Genomic DNA, 26,737 nt, shown 5'->3' with positions numbered 1-26,737 from the left:
GATCATAAATTTATGCCGAAAGATCTCAGCCACAATATTAGTTTGAGTGGACATGTTAAAAATAATAAGGAAACCGAAATCACTATCATAATTGATTATGATACATTTGAAGTTCAAACAGCTGTTGTACCGAAAGAGTTACTCGACAAGAAAATCAAATAAGTTCCAACAAGGAGTGGTAGATGTGCTCAATAAAAAATATCGCACACTTCTAACGCTATTAATAATAATTGGTTTAAGTATCACTGTATTTTGTGCTTGTATGTCCAACGAGCAAAAAGAAATTGTACAAAAAGCCGAGATCGCAAGCCTAGCTTATTTTAAAGAAACCTATGGAATTGATGTTGAGTTTACAGGCCACAAGTTCATTCCGTCTGACTTGTCTCATACGGTGTCACTGACAGGGTACGTAAAAGGAAATAAAACCCAAGAAATATTCTCAATGGTGGATTATGATACTTATGAAGTCAAAACAGGCTCAGTGCCCGAAGACATCAAACCTCTTAAGTAGATGTGTGATAATTAGGCCCGTCACTGACTAACCTCAACCTATTCTCTCCATTTCCTCTTCATTCCACCCACAACGATACCCAGATGAACATGCTAAATAACAAGACTGGGGCAAGTGCTCCTGTGGCTAATATGATCCAAAGTGTCGCGGGCTTGATCTTTTGGCAGTATGCATCGATCTTGCGCATCCGGTCTTTGCGCCACTTGGCGAACCTGAGCTGTCTGACCATCCGACTCAGAACTATTTGCCGCTGCTCGCCCTCTTCCACATCTTCAATCGCACGCTGCAACTCCTCATATAATTGAGCCTCTTCCTGCCCAGCCACTGTAGGTGTAATCATCTGATCCTTCCTCCCATGAGAACATTATTGAGATACAGCTTCTCACTTATTTGAACCATCATTAATACGCCTGTATTCTAGTCACTACCAACCTAACTAAACCACTACTTAAATAACACATTACAGACCTTCAAAGTTTGAAGTTTTTTTAAAAAATGAACAACCCAAAAAGCCCGGGCATAGCCCGGACTTCGTAGAATCATGTTAGAACTATTTAACTGAGTGTTATTTAGCCAGCGTTAGCAATCAATGCATTCAGACATACTGCACCCTGCGCACGCACATTAACAACAATGATTGGCGTTTCCAGCATGTCATGCATCCAAGACATATACTCTTCTACTTTTTCGTTCGGAAGGATCGTCAGAATAACCCCTGCAAATCCACCACCATGAATCCGACAAGCGCCGTCACCCAGGTTTTGCAGATAATTCTCCGTCACAGCCAGCGCAATGCCAATCTCTTGCTCCTTCACAGCACCACTCTGATATACATTCTGCAACCACTTCCATGACGAATTACCAGACGCCGTAATCAATTTCAGGAAATCAGCAAAACGTCCGTCACGCAATGCCTGAACCTGACCATCGACACGATTGTTTTCTTCCAGGAAATGAAGCGCACGCAGCACGGCACGATCCCCAGCAGCTTCCCGAACCCTCTTGAGGTTGGCATAGATGGCGTCTGCTGTAATTTCCCGAACATACTCACTTCCCAGTGCCTGAGCAACCGCTCTCATCTCATATGGCACAGCAGCGTAATCTTCTGTCAGATCGGCGTGGTTACCACCAGTATTTACAATGACTAATGAGTAACCGTTCTGTTGGAAATCCCACTGAACAGGTTCAATGACAGGCTGTGCAGGATTTTCGAAATCAATAGAAATCAGTCCGCCGTACGCACAAGCCATCTGATCCAGCAGACCGGAAGGTTTGTTCCAATAGTGGTTCTCCGCATACTGACCGATTTTCGCCATTGTCACAACATCCAGTGCACCGTCATTATAGAAATGATTCAAAATCGTACAGATCAGCATCTCAAATGACGCCGAGGAACTCACTCCGGATGCCGAGAACACATTACTGGAGAGATACGCTTGAAAGCCGCCTACCTTATATCCGAATTCTCCAAATCCCGCAGCCATACCACGAATCAATGCTGTTGTGCCATCGTCTTCTGTATTTGGCGTGAGGTCCGTGAGATCGATTACATATTTCTTTTCATAACCTTCTGAGTAAAACGTAATAACCGACTCCGAAGTTGGTGCTGCCACTGCAATCGTATCCAGCGTAATGCTGCCTGCGAGCACTTTACCATGGTTATGATCCGTGTGATTACCGCCAATCTCGCTGCGTCCTGACGCGCTGAACAACTTGCTTCCTTCTTGTGCGCCAAAGTACTCTTCAAACGTTGCGTTCAGCTTTGTGTAACGTGCTGTCTGTTCCTCTACTTGTGATTGTCCATACATTTGGGCAAGCAGCGCTTGGCCCTCCGTGGATTGGATCAGATTCAATGGTTGTGTCGTCATTAATAATCCTCCTATGGATATGCAGCTTTTTATTTTTTGACTGTTGATGAACGTGGTTGTCGCGTCTGTTTCATACCTTATTCCTCTCCCATTATCTCAGCTTCGTAGCGGAAAAGGTAGGGTAGAATTGAAAGTTTGTAAGCGTTTTGTGAAGTTATTTAATGTAAAAATAGGATTGAAAACCATTTTGTAATAACTTAAATTTGGTATAAGTGAAAACACATTATTTTCCAACCTCGGAGTTGCTATGCTTAACATCTTATTGGTGGAGGGAACGATGAAAATCAAGTCAAACTATACCAAGTTATTCGGTGCATTTTCGCTTACATTTTTGGGTGATGGACTTACACTGGCTGCGGTTCCTTGGCTCATATCAACCCTTACAAGCGATACGCTGTATGCTTCTGTCACCATGACGGCACTTCGTTTACCCTGGCTACTATTCAGTCTGCCTGTAGGTGTCCTCATCGACCGTTACTCACGCAAACATATGCTGATTGGGGCAGGCTTTACGCGAATGATCCTACTGCTTGTCCTGACGTTATGTATCTGGGGAGGATGGGTGAGCATTCCGATTCTGGCACTGTTCATGTTTGGGATTGGCCTGAGCCGAGTTGTATTCGACAGTACAGTGCAGACGGTGATCCCACAACTGGTAGATGAGAGTAAGTTGGAGAAAGCAAATGGGCAGTTCACCGCCGGACAGTTAATCACAAGTGATATTCTGGGCGTTGCTCTGGGAGGATTTATCATAACCCTGCATATTGTTTTTCCTTTTGCCATAGACACCGTAACGGCTGTTATTGCTCTGCTTTTTTTAATCAGTTTGAAGGGAAACTTCTATCCAGGGGATACGGAAACAACCCAGAAGGAAGTTCGCCCGATGAAAAATTGGAAACGCGAGATGTGGTCCGGTATTCAATATGTCTATCATGATCGTTTTCTCCGTGGATTAGCCATTCTGTCTGTCACCATTACGCTGATGTATTCCATCATTCTGGCTACTCAGATCTTCTTTGTACGAGATGTGCTTCAGTTGGATGCCTTTGCATTCGGTATCCTTATCTCCATCGCAACGATCGGCAGCATTGTAGGGAGTCAGGCTGTTGCATATATGCGCAAGAAATGGGGTACAAAACAATTGATTATTTCCTCCATTCTGTGCATGGGAATCATCTACGGTGTGGTGGGTCTTACTACAAATGCATATATGGTAGGCGGCCTGTATTTCTGTGCTGCATTTTTCATTATTGTCTACAATGTTACCCGTTCCTCCATCCTGCAGCGTTCCGTTCCTAATGAGATGCTTGGCCGGGTCGGAAGTGTGTTTCGCTTTTTGTCCTTTGGCATTAGTACCATCGGTACGCTTCTCGGCGGATTATTGGTGCGGGTTAGTGAAACGACTTTCGATCGCGTGTTCTCGCTCCAACTCCCTTATCTCTTATTAAGCCTGATCTATATCCTGTCTGGTCTGGTGTTCGCGATGAAGATGAAGAACCGTTCAGAGAGCCAGCAGCGTAACATCAACGCTTGACTGTAACGTAAGGTCATACTTGATAATGATCTCAAGCTTACATGAAGGAGAGATTAAGGATGAAGATTACCGCGTTACGTTCAGATCAAATCTATGAGGAGATCATCCAGGCTCCACCCGATGAGAAATTGGAGTTATACCGCGAGCGAATGATGAGTCCATTCATGAACAAATGGAACATTCAACAGATCCCGTTTCGCTCTCAAGAGCCTCACGGCTTCGATGTGATCATGATGAATAACTTTATGAATATTGCTCCCGCAGATATCACACCTGAGATTAACGCATCGTTAGCAGCGATCTCGTCCGAATCATTTTGGCAACTGTGTCATGAAGCTGTTCGTACGAGTCTATCGACCTTTACAGATCAAGGGATTGAGCTATCGGTCTCCGAGTATCTATATACGATTTTATTAGGCGATAAAAATAGCCCCTCACTCATGATGAACGAAGGCATCAGCGGAGATGGTGGAATCCCGGGTTATATTATTGCGAACCTGATCCCCAATGGGTATACTCTACCTCGTATCCAATCCGTATTAGCCCATGAATGCAATCATAATGTGAGATATCAACATATCCAGTGGAATCCACAGATTACGCTTGGGGAAATGGTTGTTAGTGAGGGGTTGGCCGAGAGTTTTGCGACATCCCTGTATGGAGAAGAGTTGTTAGGCCCCTGGGTAGCTAAAACGGATATGGAAACTTTGAATAAAGTAATCAAACCGAAGATGAAAGACCAGCTGCATGTCACCGGTTTTGACCAGATTAATCCGTATCTATACGGCGATGAACTTGCCATCATGCAAAACTTCACGCCCGTAGGTATGCCCTATGCGGCTGGCTATGCCTGCGGTTATCACTTAATCCAATATTATCTGAACAAAACAGGTACACCGATTACCGAAGCCACCATTACTCCGGCAAGTGTCATCCTTGCGGAAACAAAGGACTTTTGGAATGAAGACACCCTATTTCACCGTTAAAGATATCATCCAGATTACAGGTATCACCAAACGCGCATTACATTATTACGATAAAACCGATCTATTGAAACCGAGCAAAGTCGAGGACAATGGCTATCGGTATTATGATCAAGAGGCACTCGGGAATCTGCAAATGATTCTGTTGTTCAAAGAAATGAATTTCTCATTAAAAGACATTGCAGCCATGATGCAACTCTCCAAAGAAGAACAAAAAGATATTCTAAGAGAGCATCGCAGTACACTCGTTCAACGAAAACAAAAGCTCGAAACCATCATCGACCAGTTGGATGAGTATGTGGATGGGACGGATATCTCTCATCTTCATCTGTTTGACGACTCTTCCATCCTGTCCATTCAAGAGCAATATGAATCCGAAGCGAAGTTCATCTACGGAGACACCGAGAAATATCAGGAATTCGAAGCTACTGTGAGCGAGCGGTCTGCGGAAGAACGAGAAAAAGCCTACCAGCAGTTCTCGGTCAACATGGAGCAGGTATTTCGGGAGTTGGCGAAACATCAGAATCTGTCTCCTGCTTCTGGTGAGGTGCAAGCGTTAGTGCGTGAATGGAAGAATTGTCTGGAACAGTTTATGGTCTGTGATGATGAGATTTTGAGGTGTATCGCTGAAGCCTATACGACGGATCGCCGCTATGCGGGTTATTTTGATCAGTTTGGTGATGAGGAATTTTTGAGGTTTTTGTATGAAGCGCTTATGGTTTATGTGGAGGGGGAGGAAAAGTGACTTTGTGTGAAGTGAGAATTCATCACTAAAAGAATTAAATGTATGAATCAGGCTCAGGAGGTAACTCGATGCAAATGTTTCTTCATATGGCTATACACTTGATTACGGGCGGAACAATTCTATTACTTTTTCTAAATAAGCGGTTATCTCTTACTAAAGACTATATAATCACTATTGTTTTGGGATCTATTATTGCTATCACTCCTGACATCACTAAGTACTTTGGTGATATATTGTTACATTCTCTTGCTATGGTTCCCTTAATTGGAGCTGCATATGGCTGGATCATCTATAAAACCTTAAACGTTCGGTTCTTCTGGGCATGGATAAGTACGATGGCCACATTATTGATCGGGCATCTTCTTATAGACTTTCTTGGTAATGTTCTATCCTTTTACGAACCAAGAACAGAATTTCGCGATCTTGGGATCAAATAATGAACTCATCATTTCTGCGTTGTTAGCCCTTGCCACTGCAATCACATTAATTTATAAAAAGGTTAAACCCATTGCAATAGTTTCATTAGTACTAGCGGCTTCATTTGTTGTAAGCTTAGGAATTTCTAATGCAATAATAAACTACTCTTTGCAACAACGTTACTCTTTCAAAGATCCACAATATATTATTGTCTATCCAGATAATACCCCATTTCAATGGAACTATTATGTAAGAATTGATGAACTCACTATTATTTCCGGCAAAGGAAGTTATTTCACAGTGACAAAATAATCCCGGACGCATGATGCATCCGGGTGATCAGTTCATCAGCCAAGTTATTTGTAATGAGTTGAGTTTAACGTTAAGCTTCGTCGACATCGATCAGATACACCCGTTCCTGGAATCCACCGCGCTCCTCGGTTTTGTCAGCCCGCAGCTTATCCAGCTGCGCCGCATTCGCCCCGTGTACCTCTGGCAGCGCTCGGATCACTTCGAGCATGTCGGCCAGTTCTTCTAGCGCTTCCTGATCACTCGCTGCACTCATGTATTCTTCCGATTCTTCGCTCAGCTTTGTTTTTAATTCTTGCTTATATTCCTCCGGGTCCAGAATGCGTGTGCGGCATTCCTTACCGCTGGATGTGATGATATTTGGAATCTTGTCCCGCACCAATTTGTTGTATGTAGGCATGTGGTATAACATCCTTTCTGCTTTGGAGGTTTTCCAGCTTCACGTCAGAATCTCCCTTTTTGCCATTATACCCTTTGCTATGGAAGGAGCTAGGTTAATTTTGTAAAGTGGTTGGGATGGAACGAGGAGATAAAAATAACCCATGACTACTCGTATTCGAGTTGAAATGGGCTTTCTGCCATTATTAATGTCTAATTGTTCTGCATCAAAATCTGGTTCAGAAGGATTCTAAGCCAACATTTTCGAGACAATAACATTCGTATCCATCATTTCTTTATCAATCTCGATCAAGCAAGTGTCATCATCCATAGCTGGTTCATAACCGATTCTAACCTTCTCAATTGCATACTTGTTCTTAATATCAAGAATATACTCTATTAACTTCTGAGCTTTTAACGTTGTCTCTGAAGTTTCTCGGCTGAACAATTCCTCTTCAGGAAAATTAATTACAATATCTCCAGATTCCTCATCAAATGAAAATACAATCATCACGTCGTTAAAGGTATGGCCCAGGTTAAGCTGAGACAATAATATATTCCCCGTTCCCTTAGGAGAAAGAATCTCTTCAAGGCTCTCTATTTGCTGAAATTCAATATCGTTTTCACTACGGTTATCATAAAAGTGAGAACTTTTGATCCGATCCACCTGAATGTTCAAATCATTTTTAATGAATTGATCCAGATTATTTTTGTTAAAATCAATTAAAATGATTTCTAAACTTTCCACAGTACCCCCCTCTAACATCAGGTAATTCTTCATATCACATCAATTCGGTATTGTAGGCGGATGTAGTTGCTTATGTTCCAACCCAAACCATTGCTCAATATGATTACATAACAATGGAATGTCTTGAATCGCTTGCTCACAGATCTCTTTATATGAATCTTGAAGCACTTCCTCAAGTTCCAAATTCACCTGATATGCCTCAGTTTGTTTAGCACGGTGCACATCCGCTGGCTCAATGACATAATTTTGATTTTTGGTTAAAGGACTTACATAGATCATCCACTCAAGGTTTCCCTTAAAGTGCTGAATACAATGCTTTAATTGCTCGTAAAGCTGATCAGCGTTGTGGAATCTAAAATAAAAACCCGCAGGTTTCTCATATATCCGATTCAGATTATACATCTCTGTTCTATTCCATTCATACGAACCTAATTTGGCCAAGGTATACGCCATAAGTTCCGGTGTAAGGACCTCTTCTTTGTTCTTCATATAAATACTTTTTGACACCATGCCACCCACTTGAGAGTCCATTTGTTCATTTGTTGAAAGCTATGTTTTCCTGGTTACTTTCAAGAATCTTATTCTTGCATACCTGCCAGCACAGTTGTATTCTCCATCATGATCATCAATAAAGAAATTTCCTGTTACATATGAAAAAGTAACCATCTCAGAAAGTTGTTTCTTCTTAAAATCAAAGATGATATTTTCTAAGGTTTGCCCCATCCACTCACCATATCTGTGATGATGCAAAGTAATTACTCACGATCTCTGTTAATTCATCATTTCCAAGTTCTATGTTGGTCAAGTAGTATACAAAGAATTCATTGATATGTTCTTCTTTAAACAAACTCAAATATTGGAATGCTGCCAATAACATGTCGTCCTGTGAATAACGATTTTCTTCCAGCCTCTTTTTGGCAACCTGGATCATGTCGTTCGTAAACGTATCAAACTTCGTCCTGATTAACGTATTTAAGACAAAGTAAATCTCTTCCTCGTTGTTACTCTCCAGAATATCTTTGATTTCGATATCCTCTAACTCTTCAAGATATAATCTAGCCTTAGCTTGATTAAACGCCCGTAGAGCCTTGGGTTCATCATTGTAAAACTCTTCCCAAAATGTCATGTAAGCAATCTCTCTTGGCAATCTGGCTGATGATTGATTAGGCTTATCTAAGATAGTCCAGTCACCATTTAGCTCATCCGAAACTACATTAAATAGTGACGAATCATAAGGAACAACCCGCTTAGCATCATTTTCAATCCTGTAATACGTATCTCCTGAAGGAGCAGACTCTATCTCAAATACGATATATTTTTGATCAGATGATAAATTGGTATGTAATGCTAATGTATCTTTAAGCTGAACTCTCATCAGCTCACTCCAATTATGTTAAAGTCACCATCTATATCTATGATCCAAAACAAATCATGTTCGTCTGCCCTAAGCTTCTTGGGCATGAATACTTTCAACTGAAGGGACGGGTTGATTTTGTAAAGTAGTCGATTGGATTGAGGAGATAAAAATAGCCCATGACTACTCCGTATATGAGTTGAAATAGGCTTATTTTTTCGCATTATTCCTCAATGGATTGAATGGCATATTCTATATCCTGCTCCATATCCAGATCAGGATACTTCTTTTGCAATTGAAGAAGACAATCTATAAATGCCCTACTTTGGAATTCAGAAGATAGATCTTCAAATATCTCACTAAGCCAATATAAATCTTCTTCTCCGCATTGATTTAGAAATGATATGGCGCTCTGCTCATTCTGTTTTAGAATGTCAACCATCTCATTCCATATCGTTTGAATAGCTGGATCGTCGGGATGTAAATCTTTTCTCTTCTTTACTAATGAGATAACTTTTTCACTGTAGTCTACCATGGTTCGCTCTCCTCACGGTTGTCTTGAGTTATCTGGAGTAATCGTTCCGATCTGTCCATCGTTCTTGATCACTCCTACTCTAACGTTATTATAGTTTCCAAACATCCATTCACCGTCACCCTTAACTCTATTCTCAGGCAGATTTGCTACATGCTCACCTGATTTTTTGATATCTTCCGATGTCCACTCCTTAGGGAACCAAGCTTGGCCCTCTCCACTTCGCTTTGCTTTATTTTTGTGATTAGGTATATTACCAACCCGTACACCGTTTTCATATTCTTTAGTAATGTTAAATGCGATCTTATTTTTAAGTAAGTAATTAATATTATCTTGACCGTGACCGCCATTGATCAATCTATTTTTAGAATTGAAATCCCCAAGTGAAGCATGGTTAGTTCTTTCATTGCTTACTGAAAATCTTGCACCAATCATACCTTTTGGAAATCCTAATCCTTCTTTCGGAACGTTATAACCCCTACTGCGTTGCTCCCGCCCACTGAGACTGGATAAATCCAATCCGTGCAGTCAGGTCAACTACTGCCTGCCCTGCTAAATCTGTCTGGATACATGCAGCAGTTGCTCTGGTGTCACTTTAATTGTACTCATAGTATTCTCCGCCGTTAGAATTATGATTTTACAATGTTAGCAGAAGTTTGTTTGCAAATGCATCCACCCATTATCCTGATTTTCCCTTTCTTCAAATGAATACTTTTCAGTACTTATAATCCTCCAGTCCCATTCCTGTGAAAAGAACCTCCAGATCATCATGGCACGCCTTTTATCAGAAAAACTTTGTTGAATTATCATTCAATCGAGTGGCTAACTCCTCCAATATGTCTTCCGTTCGTTGAAGAAGCTTTCCGATGTTATCAAGGTCTAAATATTGATCCTCTTGGCGTTCCTCTAAAGATGACATATGTTGCATCGTACCGATGAACAAAGCGATATCCAACCCGGGTTCAGTGTCCGTATGCACTAAAGGTAAGATTTCGTTCATGGTGAGTTCCTTGGGTGGATGCGCTGAATGATACTTATGGATATATAATGCCTTGATCATGGAGACCAGAGCCCAATCGCACAGAATCAGGCAGGCTTTGAACTGATTATGATTACACATGATGGCCGCAAGTTTGAGATGATACTGGGAAAGTCGTTGATATTCAAATTCATCATTCTGCCAATTCTTGTAGGAGTAAGCGTGATACAAGGTTATCAACTCCTCAACATATTAGTTTAGAATCCACATTACATTCAAACACTCTGTATGTTTTTTTAACTTTTGGGCAAGATACAAACAAAATATTACTACATAGTAGTTTTAAACACAAACAACTTATTATCTATTGGTTAATTAACGATGAATCTTTCTCTACACTTCTAATTAAAGAGAGGTGTTCATATGTCCGAACTTTTAGAATTAGTGGGCGCGAGAATAAGAGATCTAAGAAAGTCTAGAGATCTGTCTCAAGAAGCATTAGCTGAAAATGCGGGGTTTAATCCAAGTTACATTGGCTTTATTGAACGAGCAGAACGAAATATATCTTTAAAAAATCTTGAAAAGATTGCTGCCGCTTTAGATGTCGGTGTATATGAATTGTTTACATACGTTAAGGAGCGTGAAGATCTCTCGCATGATGATGCCAATATTACTAAGATCATTTCTCTTTTAAGAACCCATGAACCTAAGCACATTTTAATGGTGCTTAATATAATTACTGAAATCTTCGATACTTATGATAAAAACTAAAATAACGAGGAGCATACCGATCCTACACGACCGGAATGTTACCTCGTTATTTTCATTATTCCTTCATCTTTTATTCACGTAATTGCGTACTATATTTACTTTATTATGTAATTTAGACATTGAACATTTGTTCGTCTTACGATAAAATCAATATACATTCTACGTTATTACGTACGTAAGACAGGGGGATGCCTATGAACTTTAGTTATAGTTTTCCAGCGATTCGCGGGGTTCAAGCTGGAAGAGATTTTTATACAGTAATGTGCCCATTGAAATTAATACCCAGGATATTTCTTTTTGATGAGGAGGAAATTCCGGCCGACCACCGTGCACAACGTTTAATGAATAAATCAAGAATTCCGGATATTACGAACTATATTCTTGAGAATCCTAAAGATTATATTTTCTCTTCGTTAACTGCATCAGTAAACGGCGAGCTAATTTTCCAGCCACAATCGGAAGAGTTTAAAGATCTTGGTTATTTGAATATTTCTTTAGATGCTCAATTTCTCATTAATGACGGTCAACATAGACGCGCAGCTATTGAAGAAGCTCTCAAAATTTCTCCTGAACTTGGCGACGAAACGATATCCGTAGTATTCTTTCATGACCTTGGACTTCTGCGCTCTCAACAAATGTTTTCGGATTTGAATCGTCATGCAGTGAATACCACATCTTCAATCGGAATTCTATACGATCACCGTGATCAACTATCTTTGATCACTAAAAGTTTAATTAATGAAATTCCTTTATTGGAGCGGTATACGGATCGTGAGAAAGTATCGTTGTCCAAAAATTCTCCTAAATTGTTTGCTCTGAATCACATTTTCAATACGATCTGTAAACTGTTAGGCAAGCGTAAAGGTGAGTTAATCTCAGAACCCGAGAAAAAATTTGTGTCTGAGTTCTGGGCTCTTCTTTGTGTTTCTATATTGGAATGGCAAGATGTACTCAATAAGCGAACCTCGCCAAGAGATCTTCGTATTGGTTCGGTTGTAGCGCATGGTGTATTTCTCGAAGCTATTGGTATAGTCGGCCACTATCTTTATCGTTATCATGCAGATCAATGGGAGTTGTACGTAAAAGAACTCTCCAAAATCGACTGGAGTCGCGATAATAAAGCGGATTGGTTAGGCCGTGCTTATGGACAAACCGGACGTATTAACAAGACAAATGAGACCATTCAATTGACTGCAAATCTCATAAAATTTAAACTAGGGCTCCCCTTAACAGAAGCCGAGCAGAAAATTGAAAATAAAATAAAAGAAGGTACATCTACTGATGTTTAACATATTTAATACTGGAAGCAAGTTCGTTGAAGCCAAAGAACTAGTCAAAGAAGTCTATTTAGCAGATGAGAAGCCTTGGGTCGTAGGTTTCAGTGGGGGAAAAGACTCAACGGCAGTTGTACAGCTAGTCTTTCAAGCCTTATCCGAGCTTGAACCTTCTCTTTTGAAGAAAAAAGTGTACGTCATTTCATCAGATACTCAGGTAGAAACTCCTTTAATTATAGACAAAATCACGCGAACTCTTGGACGAATACAAAATAAAGCACTCGCTGTAGGTTTGCCTATTGAAACACACAAGGTACGTCCAAAAGTTGAACAAACCTTTTGGGCCTCTATTATTGGAAAAGGTTATCCTACTCCACGTCAAAAGTTCAGATGGTGTACGGATCGTTTGAAAATCGAGCCTGCTAACCGTTTCATTCTTGATAAAGTAGATCAGTTTGGTGAAGTGGTTATGTTACTAGGAGTTCGAGATTCCGAAAGTTCAACAAGAGCAGGAGTAATGCAATCTCATACTATAGAAGGTTCAAATTTAATGCGTCACTCTACACTTCGAAACGCATTTGTTTTTGCTCCGATTCGCTCCTACACTCTTGATGATGTATGGGAATTTTTATTGCAGTATGAGTCACCATGGGGCGATGATAATAATGAACTGCTTCAGCTCTATCAAGATTCAAGTAGTGAATGCCCTCTCGTAGTAGACAAAGAGATAAAAGAAAGTGCAGGTTCTTGTGGAAACAGTCGTTTTGGGTGTTGGACATGTACAGTTGTTAATGAAGATAAGGCGTTGAGCGGATTTATTAATAACGGTGTAGATTGGTTACGTCCATTATATGATTTTAGAAATTTCCTTGTTCAAATACGTGAAGACCGTACGAAAAGACAAAAACATCGTATGAATGGCGAAGTCTATCTGACAACAAATTTAGGCGGAATAGATCCTGATGATTTGAGTCATCCGAGAATCTACAAATCTGAAATGAAGCATTATATTGAAGAAAATAAAATTAACCTTGCTTCTGTGGAGGAATTGGATATTTTAATCGTTGATGATGAGAATCCAGATGCTCTTCCTAAACGTTTTGGCGTCGGTCCTTTCACAATGAAAGCTCGGGAAGAAATTCTTCGAAAATTATTACAAACTCAAGAAGAAATTCGCCAAATGCATGACCCTAACGTTGAATTAATCACATTTGAAGAGCTTAAGGCAATTCGGAAATATTGGCATGACGACCTACAGTGGGAAGATCGACTTCCTCTGATCGTCGAAGAAGAAACAGGTATAGTTTACGATTGGCATCAAAATGATCGTCCTGTATTCAAAGAAGACCAAGTTACCGATCTTGAATCTCTTTGTCAAGAAGAAGGAGTCAACCTTAATCTTCTTAAAGAATTAATATCTGTTGAGAAAGAATACTCCGGTGTAAAAGTAAGAAGAGGACTATTCCAGGCATTTGATAAAACACTCAGACAAGATTTCTTACATTTATAAAGGTGGATAAATAATCAATGCACATTCAAAAACTGGCTCTCCGAAATATAGGTGCTTACCATGGAGAGCTCAATAAATTTGATTTCCGTACAACGGCTAACCGTAACGTAATACTACTTGGTGGGAAAAATGGTGCTGGTAAAACGACAATACTAGAATCTTTAAGAATCGTTTTATTTGGCTCTATGGCATATGGTTTTGTTACTGAGAATGAACCCTATTATCGTAAAATTAGAACATTACTGAATCGTAAAGCAATTAATGAGAATGTGACTGACGCATTTCAGATTACTCTTGATTACAGTTCCACTGAGGATTTCGAATTACATGAATATTCATTAGTAAGAAGCTGGCGAATAAAAAATGATCGTATTCGTGAGAGTTTTGCAGTTAAACGTGATAATCAATTCTTATCTGCTCAACAAACTTCTGATTTCCAGAGTCGATTACGTGAAGAAATGCCTCCAAAATTATTTGAACTTTGCCTTTTTGATGGTGAGGATATTTCGCGTATTGTTTCTGAAGAAAAAATTCCAGAGTACTTGAAAGAGTCAGGTAAGATTCTATTTAATCTGGATCTATTCGTAAATTTGGAAAAGGATCTGAACACATACCGAATACAATATGCTCAGCAAAATGCCAGTGCAGCAGAAGAAGTTGCTCAGTATGAAAAACTCGAGATGGAGATTAATCAACTCAAAGCAACAATCGACGAAAAACAACAGCTTACAGTGCTCCATGAAGAAGAGATAAACAATCTGAATGATGCTATTAAACAAGATAAAAAGGATTTCGAAATTCACGGTGGCTTACTTCAGGAAAAAAGACAAGAAATTGTTTCTAGAATAAACGTCATTGAGAACAAACGCAAAACGAATTCAGAACATGTACGGCATTTCGTCTCATCTCTTCTTCCCTTCTTTATAGCGAGGAAACAGCTCCAACAAGTTGATTATCAGTTAAATGCTGAAAAACAATATGAGTCATATGAATATGCTGCGAACACGCTTAAACAAGATAAATTAACTTCTCTTCTTACTAGTACTCTGGGAAAGTACAAAGAGATTGATAACTTTGAAATGAAGGCTATTTTTGAAGGTATCCTGAATTTAATTAAACCGAATCAAACGGAATTAATACATCGTGCATCGTTTGAACAACGTAGCGAAATTCATAATTTAAATAAACAACTTGAAGGCCTTAATATCACCGATTATGTTAACCGTTTTGATGAAAATGCTATATTGTTAAAAGAATCTCAAGAATTAAGGACTCAATTAGAAACAAATGATCAGGCCAGTGAGTTTAAAGAACTTCTTGAACGAATAGAGCAAAAAACAAAACATGTTGAACAGCAGAAAATGTTAATTGAGCAACTTGGATCTGAAATTCAAAATCATTCAGAAAGCTTACATGCTAAACTCTCTCAAAAAGATAAAGTAGAAGAAAAGATTAGAGAGTACCATAAATCAGAAAAGTCATATGAAATGACAGAGAAATTACTTACAGTTAGTCAACGTTTCAGAGAACGGCAATGGCGTAAAAAACTTGATGACGTTGCTAATGAAACTGTGCGTATGATTGACGTACTCTTCCGTAAGAAAGATTTCATAAAACGAATTCATATAGACCACACTTCTTTCGAATTAAAACTATATAACTTAGTAAATCAAGAAATTTCAAAAGAACGCTTATCTGCTGGCGAAAAAGAAATGCTCATGCTCACTGTAATATTGGCGATGTTTAGAGTATCCGGCTGGAAGCTACCTTTTGTATTCGATACTCTCATGGGAAGATTGGACCAAGACCACAAAAAGTCACTTATTCAACATTTTATTCCGCGTTGTGGAGAACAAGTCCTTATGTTTACAACTGATTCTGAAATAACGTCGGAACAGTTTCCTGTGATTGAAGAAATTACAACACGCTGTTACACCTTAGAATACGATGCGTCTCAAGAAAGTGCAGTAATAGTAAAAGACCGCTACTTTGATATCATAAGAGAGGCGGTACAGTAGTTATGAATTTCACTTTAAAAACATCAAAATATGCTAAAGAGATTCTCACGCAACTACATGCTTCCACCGGAATCACGCCTAATATTCTAATCCGTTATGCTGTTGCTCTATCTTTAAGAAACACTACCCAGATTGTGCCTATTACTAAAGATTTCACAGACGGATTAGTGTTGAACCGTAGCACCGTTACCGGAGAGTATGACTATGCCTTTCGTGCAATGATTACACAGGCCGCAGGTCGTGAATTAACAGATGAGGAATTCTTTCCTTCTTATTTCAGTGCTCACTTGGAACGTGGAATCCGAGCCTTGGCTTCAGAGTATAAAAGCGCGGGGAATTACGAAAAATTCATTCGTAATTTGTTATTCTAACGAAAGTAGTGATCAATATGTTGTATCTGGATAATAGTGCTACAACAAAAATCCATCCTGAAGTATTGGAAGTAATGCTCCCTTATCTTCAAGAGGAATATGGAAATCCTTCAAGCAAATTTTATTCCCTTGCTGAGAATGCTAAAAAAGCTGTGGCTACCGCTAGAGATCAAGTTGCCCAACTATTAGGATGTGACTCAGACGAGGTTGTATTCACAAGTGGAGCTACTGAAAGTAACAATATGATTATTAAGGGTGTAGCTGATTATTACAGTCATAAAAATAACTCTTCAAAATATATATTAACTTCTGCCGCTGAGCATCCTTCTGTACTCGAAACAGTAGAGTTTCTGGGTGAACGCGGGTACAAAACGAAGTTGCTTGATGTCGATAATTATGCAAGAGTGAATATTGAAAATGTCAAAGAAACAGTTGACCAAATCCCCCCTATTCTTACTTCGTTTATGTGGGGGAATAATGAGACTGGATCACTAAATCCCATTGATGAACTTTCCGATTTCTTCACAACCAATGGTCTATTCTTCCATACTGATGCAACTCAGGTTATAGGTAAAATACCTGTTGATTTGCGGAAGCACAGAGGAATTCGCTTTCTTTCCATGTCAGCACATAAAATAGGCGGCCCAAAAGGTATCGGAGCCGCCATTATACGAAAACAATCTAAAGAGATTTTTACTCGCTTAACCCCTCTTCTTCACGGGGGAGGACAGGAAAACAACTATCGAAGCGGAACACTAGCTGTCCACAACATAGTTGGACTAGGTAAAGCAGCTGAGCTAGCATCGCAGAATGTAGAGAACAATGCCACACGTCTTGCTCAATTGGAGAAATATCTCGTCGATCTACTCAAGGAAAATATTGGAGATAAGATCACTTTCAATAGTGATGAAAAAGATAAAATTCCAGGACTAATCAGCCTTCAATTCATAGGTGTAAACAATGAGTTGTTGCTCAAAAAACTTTCCAGCTTCATGGCTCTATCCACTGGATCAGCTTGTAGCTCCAGTAAACCAAGCCATGTTTTGAGCGCAGCTGGAAAGTCACTGGAAGAGGTAAGACAGACGATTAGAATCACATTAAGTGCTGATTTAAGTAAAGAAGAACTGGATCTGTTCAGAGAATTAAAATGAATTAACTTTTCCCCATCTTATAGGATGGGGAAAAGTCTAATTATTTCCAGGGGATAAGATCGCTTTTAGATAGTTATGGTGATCTTCATTAATGAAAACCAAACCTTCTCCAGATTCATTTTCGGTTTTGACATTGAATCCATTCTGTTTCAAATTTTCTATTATTTGTTGAAGAATATCCTCTGTAATTTCTTCTAACCAAGAACTCATTTCCGTGTTATCAAACAGTGCATTAAACAAATAGGGATTTTTAGAATAAATAGTATTTATACTCTCTATAAATTCTCTTTTATACTGAAAAAGAGTACTGTAAAATTTATGGATGTCAGTATAATCTGCCTCCAATTTAGAAACATATAAATTTTTTTCTTTTACTTTAAACTTTATTTTTATCTCACAATGAACTACTTCATTCTCGTATTTACTAACTGTAAATCGAATTCCAGTTCCATTATCAAAATCCTTTATTCTTTCCATTCCAAGAAGCGAATCTATGGTCAGTTCGACTAATATTTTTTTATTAATCCTAAGTCTTAATCTTTCATATTCACTGTATTCGGTTTCGGTCATGAGAAAAATATTATGGGCCCAATAATTTCTGAAATCATATATTCGGTTCCATTCTTGAACTAAGTCTGGCTTAATATGTGAATAAATGTCTTCAGAGAATAAATTAGAATTACTATATATTGATTTTTTTAACTCATCAATTTCTTCAATTATCTTATCAGTTATTTCTGAAAAATCTATATTACTTTTTTTATTCCTGAATTCTTCAATCTTATTATCTAAAATCTCTAACCTTTCAAATATTTCATTCTTATTTTTCCCAATATTCTCTTTAACAAACCCCCCTAAATTTTTGAAATTATAGTCATCTAAGGGATTAGCGAGATATTTAAAAACTTCGTCCTTTCTTCCTGTTTTTCTATCAAAGGTGCTATCGTTGGATGTTAGATATTTACTACTCCAAGATGTCCCTACTTTTCGGAGCATCTTAATTTCAATTAAATTCCGAAAATTCCTTTCCAGTTCATAAATAGAAGAAGATATTTTTTGTAAATGTTTAGCAGTTTGAGAATCGTAGAGTATTGTTAGATAAAGTCCATCTATCCTGCCTAGAATCTCTATAATTTTTTTCTTATTCTTCTCAAAATTTTTTGGAATTTTCATCTTATCGTATACCACAAAAAAAATATGTTCTTCGATCAAGTTTATATGGTAGTCGATATCAATAAATTCCTTGAGGATTTCTTTCAAAGTTTCAGTACCATAGTTACCTTGAAATTGAAGTATAAACTGAGTGTAGTGTTGTTCCAAATTCATCACTCCATATTCTTATGGGTATTTTAATTAACTTCGAGCGTTGTAGCTGCTTGTTCTAGAGAGTCATTACCTGTTGATTCTACTGAAATTTCTTTAAGCAAGTTAACCATGTCTCTCTGATTTAATCCGGATTCCTGATACCCGCTTATACTTTCATCAACTACTTTTAGGTAATTGGAGAATTCCTCTATAGAGCCCTTTTCTAACGAGAAATAACCGTTATTATTCAAAAAACTTTTATGGATGATTTTAGATAATAACTTGTTAATCAATTGTTTATTGTTCAAGCTGATATTTTGTTCATTTAGATTTTTATTGCATTTTAAGTAATCTTTGATCGATTCACTACAGTCTACTGATTTATTAACTCTGAATACATAATCAAATATTAGAGTATCGGGAAGTAAGTTATCTAATATTTCACACATTTTTTCGATCAAATTAGTAAAACTCCAATCCCCCATCACTGAATCTTCTAATTCAGCAAGCATATGCTTTGCAATATTACTCAATACAACTTCCTTTACATAAAAACTTATATCGTGTGGGTTGGATCTGATCTTGTTAAATATATAATCCCAAAATGCAACAAAAACCCCATAATAACCTGCATCTTTATAGTAGTATTCTTTATCTTCTACTGTAATGGGATCTATCTCCTCTAGAGCGTCTTTAAATTTTTCTTCTAGGAAATCTTCAATTTTTTCTATACAATTTAACATGTGTGAATATACAATTTTCTCCTTTGACTGCTTTCCCTCCCATTCAATCATATCTTTATTTTCTAAATGTTCAGAAACGTATCTTAACCCTATCAAGTTACTTGTAGTTGTAGAGAATCTATCTGAAACATTATTTTGTACTTTGGTACTCTTATCATTAATTGTATGAAATAATTTCCTATGAAGCTCAGGACTAAGTTCCTCAATGATTAGAAAAGGAATTTTTATTTTATCAAAATCATTCATGCTATCTGGATCTTCAAGTATCTCATTAATAGCTTTTATTCTATGTTGCCCATCAATAATCGTTAAGCTTGACTGCTCAATTAGCAATTTATATGTTGTGTGATCGTATTTCAGCTTACCTGAACTATTCATTATTACTGGAGGAAAAAATATTCCATCCCCTTCTTCTTTCATATATTTTATTATTAAATCAACACTAGCATCATTAATTAATCTATTCATAGATTGATCTTTTACTAAGTTAACATATCTTTTAACATCGTTGTAAGACATGAACCCACTATAACAATTCTTTGTATTCCAACTATATACAACCGCTGTTATTTTATTACTTTTGTTTGACATATAGACCCTCTCTGACAATTTGATGGGAACTACTCATATCTATTAATAATTTTATCTATCCCCTATCCTACGACAATTCCCAAAATGCCTTATCCCGCATCCAAATCGGTTGTCCCGAACCAGCCTTCACGATACTATAATGTTTTTGCAACGATTTAATCCTGCTCATTATGTTATCCTCTTCTGACTTACTCTGCGTGCTAAACACCATTCGAATTTCCTTAGCAGACATTTCAGACACATTATGCACAATCCATGTCAAAATGTAATTCGCATAGTCATTATCAGAAGTTGAGAAATGGCTCAAGAACTGCGTAGATAAGATTGTGCCAACACCATACTCTCTTCCTTCTTTTAAAATCTTCTTAATCGAAGTAAAGTCTTTACTGAGGAAATTATCCGCCTCATCAACCAAGATCATTCGTGTAATTTCACGATAAGCCCCTTCTATTGCACTGTGCCCAAACATTTGCATTTGGTTATAGAAAACATCGAGTGTAATGGATACTACAAGGTTTTGAATACTCTCGCTGTATCCAGACAGATTAATTACTGTGATCCCATCAATCATATCGAACAACGAAATGGTTTTGGAGGAATCCGTTTCAAACACTTCAGTTTCATATAACTCTTTAAGTGCCGCATACAGAGAATCAATTTTAGAGTTTTCTTTACCAGCATAAAGTTCGTATATATCACTCATCGTTGGAGCAGGTAAATCCCAAGTCGTAGAATCCCCTTTAATAATGCCTTTATTGGCGTATGCTTCCATCATTAAATCCTTCAATGTAATTGCTTGAACTTGTCCAAGATTGAAAGACCTTACAATTGTGTCTGTAAGAGAGTTACTTGTATGAAGGGGTAATAAAGGTTTTATTGGTTCTGCCATATACAAAGATAAGGGATTAAACGGCAAATGATATAGATTATATACCTTAGCATTTGTTTTTTCAGTAAAATCAGGCTTGATATAATCACCTTTATAGTCAAAAATCAAAATACCTATGGGAGTTTGATTCACGTTATCATAGCTATTACGACTTAACTGCGTAATCAATGATTTCGTGAATTGTGTTTTCCCCGTTCCCATCGTTCCAATGATTCCTGTATTGGTGTGCATAATCTTATCCGTTGAAGTAGGGAACCATTTAACCTCTTCATTCGAAGTTGCATTATGTCCAAACAAAACTTCAAGCGGCTTCATCGGTTCTTGATGATTCAAAGAACTATGATGTAACTCAACTGGTTGATCATCAGCTAAGTGCGTGGTAGCTGCTACTTCACCAAGTCCTGTTTCATAATGCTCACGAGTTTCAGCAGCAAGTAACACATGGTCAGTAACCTGAGTCATTCCAGACTTTTTAGAAGAATCATATAAATTACTCAGCAATTGCTCAGGGGACAAATCCCCTTGATTACTCTGTATATATTCCTTCATCTCTTCAACACTTTTGAGTATGAATTCATATCCACTCTGTTCAGGATAGTCATAGACCATCACATTATCGTTCATTTTGATATCGGTAAATACGACATCCTTCTTAAATGAGATTACTGCACCTTGACCAATATACTGATCTAACGTATCTACAATCGTATACTTATCATTAAGAAGACGTTCGCGAACATCATGGTCCGTAATTTGACTCCATGATTGTTCAGGCCACACTGAATAGAGCTTCATTTTCTCCGCACTTGCAATCGCTAGCTGAATAAAGAAATTACGATATAGTACAGCTTGAAAATTCTTCTCATCGCCTGTTAAGAACTCCATTAATAGCTGCTTGGTTTCTTTTACTTGTTTTATCGCTTTATCTTGCACGTTAGCCCCGTTATATCCTATTTTGACCTCAATGGGGTAAAAGTGAACAAACATCTCTTGGTCAGAAGGTTCTACACCAATCAATAACAGATCATCACTATAAGAACCGAATCTACCCAATTTTTTAGCAGAAAATAAACCTTCAGATTGTCTTAGGCCAGTCCCACCTGAAATTCTAAGAATTTCTTCCATCGAGATTGGAATCCATATAATATTGCTGTGTGCATATGCAGCAAGGGATAGTTTTACCGCAGAAAGAATACTGATTTTTTCCTTTGGAAAATAGTTCTTCTGAGCCAAAAGACGAAGCAGCCAATTCCCATTAATCGCATTAAAGAAATTGATAATTGGAGGCAACACATGATCGTCTACGTACAGCCTCTGATGTCCAAGGAATTCTTTAATTAAACGCTGATATTGTTTAGATCTTCTGGTAACAGTGATCGCGTCAAAACCACTAGAGGATGTATATTGATCACTGTAATGAATAACAAGCAACTCTTTTTTAGCATCACTATTCTTGAAAAAACTCAGGTCTACTTTTGGCTCAATAAAAGTAACCCAATGGGCTGAATCGTAGACTTGATCTAGTTGCTGTTTATGATCTGCAGAGATCGCAGTAACAATATTAATATCCTCTTGGTAATTATCAAGAGTTCGGGCAACTCTCAGTAAAGAATTTAATTTCGGTACCATTTTCAATAGTGGAGCTTCTTGTGTCGGATAATATCTCGTTCCGAATCCCGTTTTGTAATCTTCGTTGATGAATACAGAAGGAATACCTGAAACAAGTCCGAATAATGAAACTCCCGTAATAATCTCCGAAGCATTGCTTGTAGCAATCTGCTCGATTTTATTCATCTGATAGAAAGTAACATGACTGTACTCGTAACGATCCGTATCCACATTTTTAGAATAAAACTTCACTTTGTCTCGGAAAACATTTAACAATTCTTCTGCGTGATATCCATCCAATTCCAATTTGAGATTGAACTGTTTGGCAATCTCTTCTGCATCTGTATATTGTGACATCTCCTCAAAAACATTGTTGATTCCTTTTTCAGCATAGATGTGAATTTCAATAGGGAGTAGGTTCCCTTTTTCCAAGTTATCTTTAAGTTGCTTCTTGTAGTATTCAAAAAGACCTTGAAGGATTTCCTGACAGTCTCCCATATTAATCGTATTAATTTTAAGCGGGGCTCGACGATCTAATTCAAAAAGATATCCGAAATGACCAGTAAATTCTTCAATTTTTTCTTGAACCAATTTATTCACAAAGGTTTTGGATGACTCGAATCTTGGTAAACTTTGATCCATGTAAGAAGCCCACTCATACGAATCACTCATCTCAATTGCCTTATACAGTTTGGAAGTGAAATTAACATACGGCAATAGATTCGTAGGTCTCATGGAATGCAACAGCTCATCATTGATTGACTCGTCACCAACCAATTGATTTAATTGCAATTGGTAAGCCAAATGTAGAGGATGTAATGGTGTAAATAGCCATTCTGGGTTTATATGATTTTTCTGAATCGTTCCAACTAAAACAAGATCTCTTTGGGTCTGGTTTAATGACTGACCGTTTTGTAATTGTTCAAGCTCCTGTAAATACACATCTATATAGTTACGGGCTAGCACAGTATAATCTTCATCGAAATAGGCTAAACTTGGGAGTAAATCGTTAGTTCTAAAGTATCGTAATAAATCGCAATATGCCTCTTTTAACGGTTCAGAAACTGAAATAGCTTGCGGAACAATCTCTCCTAAGTTATCTTCGAGAAAAAACAAATGATTGGTTTCTAAGAGTTTGCGTTCCCTCTCTAAATTACGTTTGAATTCTCCTTGAGCAAAAGTCTCCCTCGTTCCTTGCACGATCTTCATCTTTTCATTCTCTATGCGATAGGTAAAGTGCTCTTGCTTTTCACGTTTCAGCTTCCACACGCTAAAACCACCAATAGGAACAGGTCGTTCAACTAAATCCTGCACAGCAAATGGAATACTTGTATGAGGAAGCTGGATGTTAAAATAAATCATTTCTTCATCACTATTATTTTCATCATTGCGAGAAACAACTAATTCCTGTTCCTCAGTAATGTCAAATGTGCTGTGCGATTCTGTTAAATTAACTTTGGTGATTTCTGAAGCATCCTTATTGAAAAACCAATGTTCCGCATCTGAATTAATTAAAAGATACGAACCCTTGGATTTTGATAACGTAATGGCATAAGACGTTTGTATCGTCTGAAGAAGCTTGGACTGTGTCTCAACCACTGTAATTCTAAATTCATAGGCTGGAGACACCTCTGTCTTGTATTTCACACCATAAAATGTAGTCTGTCCAACTTCATGTTTTAAGTGTACGCGGATCTTCTTACCTGCTTGTTCCACCTGTATTGGCTGTTTAATTTTAGTTTCATTGATATACTGATTTTTGATAAAATCATTAAATGTAAACTCTAATGAGATATGTTCTTTTTGATCAGGATTGAATACGATAATGTTTCGTTTACGTTGCTTACTCTTGGTCTCGCCATCGGCTCTCTCCCAATACTCTAACCCTTCCAAAGTCAACTTCTTACCAGCCTCTACATACTCCAAACCTTTTCCTTCTAATTTTTTCTGATTCGATCTTCGTACCGAACCAAAATCAACATCCTGCCACGTTTCAGACTCGGATAAAACCTTGATCCCCTGATCATCAAAATGCCGCTCCAGGCTGACCTCAGCAGAACCATATTGATGGGCTATTTCAACGTCACTATATAACGAATGGTTTTCCTTTAGTCTTTCTTTAATTTCCTTAGGAGTTCTAGGAGTATTGAAAAGCTCTGCATCATAAAAAATTCCAAAGTTTCTATATTCATGCTTATTCAATTTTTCATTGTTTAGCACAGTAAGTATATTCTCGTAGTCAAATAAGTTTACTCTCTCATGAAGTCCCTGTTGAGCTTTCATGGACTCAATCGAGAAGTTAAGAATTTGCTTCTCTTCTGAGGATAGATTCGATTGCTTCATCATTTCTTGCAAATCTTTTTCAATTGAATCAATATGAAAAGGCATACCTTCTTTTGCAAACGAAGTCATTCCCTGAACCAAACTATCTAAGTTTGAATTGTGGATTAAAAGCATAGCCAAATCTTTAAAAGGATCTTCATGTGTGCCAACTTTATTCCGTAATGTTGTAAGAAAGTCTGGCGTGATCTCCTCAATATTTGATGCGATTAATACCTTGGTTTGATCATAATTTAAAGTGTGCGATTGATAGAATCCATCCTCAGTTGACATTGAGAACGGACTAACTCGATTAATGTCCTTAATTTGATTTACTAGATTTACGACTTGTTCTTCACGTTCAAATTGAATATGATATTTTTCTCCTGCCTGAATATTGACCTCGCTCAAAAAACGATCTACGAGATGAGCAAGATAACTATAAAAATGCTTTGACATAAATAGCATCCCCACTATCACTTTTTTTCTCTAGCAAATTCAACTTTTCAAAATACTCAATGATGGAAATTTGAGTATCTCTATCATAAATAATTCCTCTCACTTCGAATTGTTCAAATAGTTTCTTCAATCTGATTTTAGGCTCATCTTTAATGATAACTTTAGTAAAGAATAATAAATAATCTGTATCCAGAATTAACATCTTACCAGATCTCCCCCTAGATTTGAGGAATGTTCTCTGACAAAAATGAGTAAACCACGTCTTATATTCGTTATACGGTTTGGAACGAAATGAATTATTAAACTGGTAATCAATCATTTGAAATAAAGTAGATAATTTATTTAATACAGGCAGGTCATAAGTTTCAGGATTTAAGTTCATTTGACTCCACTTTACATCGGATAGACCCTCACGATATTGTTCACTCAACTTATCTACATCTTCTTCGATCGCAAGGATTTCTTCATATGTACCTGAACGAAGTATTTCGGAGATCTCTTGATAGGAAAGTAACTTCCCTACTCCTTCAACTGAAATATTAAGCATTTTCAGAAAATTCACATGAGTAAACATACGATTAATCGATCGCTCAATGTTTTTCCATCCGTATTCGTAACTAACTCTGGTTTTCGATAGTCTTTCTTCTTCTTCAAATGTAAAATAAATGGGCACTATACTCTTCTCGTATTTGGCAAACAGAGTTTCATTTCTACGAGACATTTGAGTCATATAGAAAAAATAATAGTAAGATAGAAGTTTCTCAAATTGTTGAGTGAATAAATCCTGTTTCGTAGAAAGCCATTCAAAATCTACAGCAAATAATTCAGAGATTTCTGGTAATAACACAGCAAACTTTCGGGATTGTGCCTCCTCACTTTTCAACTCTGGTAAAGCTTTGAATATTAACGAACTCATCAAATCATCCGTCTGATGTTCTTCTTTACTGATTTCCCATGCAGCTTTTTCATTCCATAAAACCGCATAAAGAAACTCAGCCAACTTTCTGTTCTCGTTCTCAACTGTATTGATATAATAAAGTGTCTGAGGATGGAATAAAAATAGTTGATTGTTTTCGTCAATGAATAAAGTTTTAATCATCTGCTTGAATTCATTTTTTTGATTTATATCTTTGAACTCAATGGATTTTAGTACATCTTCGACTAGTTGATCGGGGTTCGCTTCTGAGGACATTCTCTTTTGCCCAACCAGACGCAAAAACTCGCCTACAACTTCCTTAAGGTTGAATTGCATATCTTTAAATTTTGTGTTGTAAGGTAAGAGTTCAACAGGAATTTTGGGGTTATGCCTAATGGAAGAATCAAATTTGAACTTGTCCTTAATAGTTTCTAAATCCAACTTATACTCCATA

General features: G+C 37.6%; 25 protein-coding genes. 12 read left to right on the top strand and 13 right to left on the bottom strand.

From position 1 onward, the window contains the following. Positions 1-184 precede the first annotated feature (184 nt). Positions 185-511 (top strand): DUF1433 domain-containing protein, encoded by a 327-nt coding sequence (locus NZ043_RS14385; protein ID WP_133386559.1) that lies wholly within the window; start codon positions 185-187, stop codon positions 509-511. Between the two features lie 58 nt (positions 512-569). Here the strand turns inward: NZ043_RS14385 and NZ043_RS14380 are convergent, their stop codons facing one another. Both NZ043_RS14380 and NZ043_RS14375 read right to left on the bottom strand, forming a co-directional pair. After that, positions 570-851: a hypothetical protein gene (locus NZ043_RS14380; RefSeq protein ID WP_133386558.1), complete on the bottom strand. Its 282-nt coding sequence runs from the start codon at positions 849-851 to the stop codon at positions 570-572. A 229-nt stretch (positions 852-1,080) separates the two neighbouring features. Continuing rightward, positions 1,081-2,379: a galactokinase family protein gene (locus tag NZ043_RS14375; RefSeq protein WP_133386557.1), complete on the bottom strand. Its 1,299-nt coding sequence runs from the start codon at positions 2,377-2,379 to the stop codon at positions 1,081-1,083. A 277-nt stretch (positions 2,380-2,656) separates the two neighbouring features. Here NZ043_RS14375 and NZ043_RS14370 point away from each other — a divergent pair, with 277 nt between their 5' ends. The 5 genes from NZ043_RS14370 to NZ043_RS14350 all read left to right on the top strand — a co-directional run bounded on the left by NZ043_RS14370 (position 2,657) and on the right by NZ043_RS14350 (position 6,370). Beyond that, entirely contained in the window at positions 2,657-3,913 is a 1,257-nt protein-coding gene (locus NZ043_RS14370; protein WP_165980349.1) for an MFS transporter, read from the top strand. 59 nt (positions 3,914-3,972) lie between these two features. Then, positions 3,973-4,899: a DUF2268 domain-containing protein gene (locus tag NZ043_RS14365; RefSeq protein WP_133386555.1), complete on the top strand. Its 927-nt coding sequence runs from the start codon at positions 3,973-3,975 to the stop codon at positions 4,897-4,899. Continuing rightward, a complete protein-coding gene (locus NZ043_RS14360; protein ID WP_133386554.1) occupies positions 4,874-5,641 on the top strand; it encodes a MerR family transcriptional regulator in 768 nt (255 codons plus the stop codon). Before NZ043_RS14365 ends, NZ043_RS14360 begins: the two co-directional genes overlap by 26 nt. Before the next feature lie 68 nt (positions 5,642-5,709). Then, a complete protein-coding gene (locus NZ043_RS14355; RefSeq protein ID WP_133386553.1) occupies positions 5,710-6,078 on the top strand; it encodes a hypothetical protein in 369 nt (122 codons plus the stop codon). Then, positions 6,065-6,370 (top strand): hypothetical protein, encoded by a 306-nt coding sequence (locus NZ043_RS14350; RefSeq protein ID WP_133386552.1) that lies wholly within the window; start codon positions 6,065-6,067, stop codon positions 6,368-6,370. The genes NZ043_RS14355 and NZ043_RS14350 overlap by 14 nt, the downstream gene beginning before the upstream one ends. Before the next feature lie 70 nt (positions 6,371-6,440). Here NZ043_RS14350 and NZ043_RS14345 read toward each other — a convergent pair whose 3' ends face one another. From NZ043_RS14345 to NZ043_RS14315, 7 genes are all read right to left on the bottom strand, one after another. After that, positions 6,441-6,767, bottom strand: a complete 327-nt coding sequence (locus NZ043_RS14345) for a nucleoside triphosphate pyrophosphohydrolase (RefSeq protein WP_133386551.1) — start codon at positions 6,765-6,767, stop codon at positions 6,441-6,443. 228 nt (positions 6,768-6,995) lie between these two features. Further along, positions 6,996-7,493, bottom strand: a complete 498-nt coding sequence (locus tag NZ043_RS14340; RefSeq protein WP_240768249.1) for a hypothetical protein — start codon at positions 7,491-7,493, stop codon at positions 6,996-6,998. 39 nt (positions 7,494-7,532) lie between these two features. After that, complete coding sequence (locus tag NZ043_RS14335; protein ID WP_339312353.1) at positions 7,533-8,003, bottom strand: hypothetical protein; 471 nt, start codon at positions 8,001-8,003, stop codon at positions 7,533-7,535. Positions 8,004-8,220: 217 nt separating this feature from the next. After that, positions 8,221-8,868, bottom strand: a complete 648-nt coding sequence (locus NZ043_RS14330; RefSeq protein ID WP_133386549.1) for a hypothetical protein — start codon at positions 8,866-8,868, stop codon at positions 8,221-8,223. A 202-nt stretch (positions 8,869-9,070) separates the two neighbouring features. Continuing rightward, positions 9,071-9,382 (bottom strand): hypothetical protein, encoded by a 312-nt coding sequence (locus tag NZ043_RS14325; RefSeq protein ID WP_133386548.1) that lies wholly within the window; start codon positions 9,380-9,382, stop codon positions 9,071-9,073. Positions 9,383-9,394: 12 nt separating this feature from the next. Next, the gene (locus tag NZ043_RS14320; protein ID WP_133386833.1) at positions 9,395-9,814 is read right to left on the bottom strand and encodes an EndoU domain-containing protein; all 420 of its coding nucleotides are present in this window, start codon (positions 9,812-9,814) and stop codon (positions 9,395-9,397) included. A gap of 349 nt (positions 9,815-10,163) precedes the next feature. After that, complete coding sequence (locus tag NZ043_RS14315; RefSeq protein ID WP_133386547.1) at positions 10,164-10,589, bottom strand: hypothetical protein; 426 nt, start codon at positions 10,587-10,589, stop codon at positions 10,164-10,166. 192 nt (positions 10,590-10,781) lie between these two features. Here NZ043_RS14315 and NZ043_RS14310 point away from each other — a divergent pair, with 192 nt between their 5' ends. The 6 genes from NZ043_RS14310 to NZ043_RS14285 all read left to right on the top strand — a co-directional run bounded on the left by NZ043_RS14310 (position 10,782) and on the right by NZ043_RS14285 (position 17,453). Continuing rightward, on the top strand, positions 10,782-11,129 hold the full coding sequence (locus NZ043_RS14310; RefSeq protein WP_133386546.1) for a helix-turn-helix transcriptional regulator: 348 nt from the start codon (positions 10,782-10,784) through the stop codon (positions 11,127-11,129). A 194-nt stretch (positions 11,130-11,323) separates the two neighbouring features. Then, positions 11,324-12,418 carry a DNA sulfur modification protein DndB gene (gene dndB, locus NZ043_RS14305; RefSeq protein WP_339312348.1) on the top strand — a complete coding sequence of 365 codons (1,095 nt, stop codon included), beginning with the start codon at positions 11,324-11,326 and terminating at the stop codon, positions 12,416-12,418. Beyond that, positions 12,411-13,913, top strand: a complete 1,503-nt coding sequence (dndC, locus tag NZ043_RS14300; RefSeq protein ID WP_127547359.1) for a DNA phosphorothioation system sulfurtransferase DndC — start codon at positions 12,411-12,413, stop codon at positions 13,911-13,913. Before dndB ends, dndC begins: the two co-directional genes overlap by 8 nt. Before the next feature lie 17 nt (positions 13,914-13,930). Then, positions 13,931-15,931, top strand: a complete 2,001-nt coding sequence (dndD, locus tag NZ043_RS14295; RefSeq protein WP_133386544.1) for a DNA sulfur modification protein DndD — start codon at positions 13,931-13,933, stop codon at positions 15,929-15,931. Positions 15,932-15,933: 2 nt separating this feature from the next. After that, on the top strand, positions 15,934-16,302 hold the full coding sequence (dndE, locus tag NZ043_RS14290) for a DNA sulfur modification protein DndE (RefSeq protein WP_133386543.1): 369 nt from the start codon (positions 15,934-15,936) through the stop codon (positions 16,300-16,302). A gap of 17 nt (positions 16,303-16,319) precedes the next feature. Next, complete coding sequence (locus NZ043_RS14285; RefSeq protein WP_133386832.1) at positions 16,320-17,453, top strand: cysteine desulfurase family protein; 1,134 nt, start codon at positions 16,320-16,322, stop codon at positions 17,451-17,453. 36 nt (positions 17,454-17,489) lie between these two features. Here the strand turns inward: NZ043_RS14285 and NZ043_RS14280 are convergent, their stop codons facing one another. The 4 genes from NZ043_RS14280 to dptG form a co-directional block, all read right to left on the bottom strand. Further along, positions 17,490-18,773, bottom strand: coding sequence for a hypothetical protein (locus NZ043_RS14280; protein WP_133386542.1), 1,284 nt, complete (start codon positions 18,771-18,773; stop codon positions 17,490-17,492). 29 nt (positions 18,774-18,802) lie between these two features. Further along, positions 18,803-20,092: a DGQHR domain-containing protein gene (locus tag NZ043_RS14275; RefSeq protein WP_133386541.1), complete on the bottom strand. Its 1,290-nt coding sequence runs from the start codon at positions 20,090-20,092 to the stop codon at positions 18,803-18,805. Between the two features lie 67 nt (positions 20,093-20,159). Beyond that, positions 20,160-25,367, bottom strand: coding sequence for a DNA phosphorothioation-dependent restriction protein DptH (dptH, locus tag NZ043_RS14270; protein WP_206105808.1), 5,208 nt, complete (start codon positions 25,365-25,367; stop codon positions 20,160-20,162). Continuing rightward, entirely contained in the window at positions 25,348-26,736 is a 1,389-nt protein-coding gene (gene dptG, locus NZ043_RS14265) for a DNA phosphorothioation-dependent restriction protein DptG (RefSeq protein WP_165980347.1), read from the bottom strand. Before dptG ends, dptH begins: the two co-directional genes overlap by 20 nt. Position 26,737: the final 1 nt, after the last annotated feature.

The organism is Paenibacillus sp. FSL k6-2145 (assembly GCF_037976585.1).
Classification (GTDB): Bacteria; Bacillota; Bacilli; order Paenibacillales; family Paenibacillaceae; genus Paenibacillus.
Note: the sequence above shows the minus strand (reverse complement) of the source record. Positions and strands in the feature narration are given on the sequence as shown.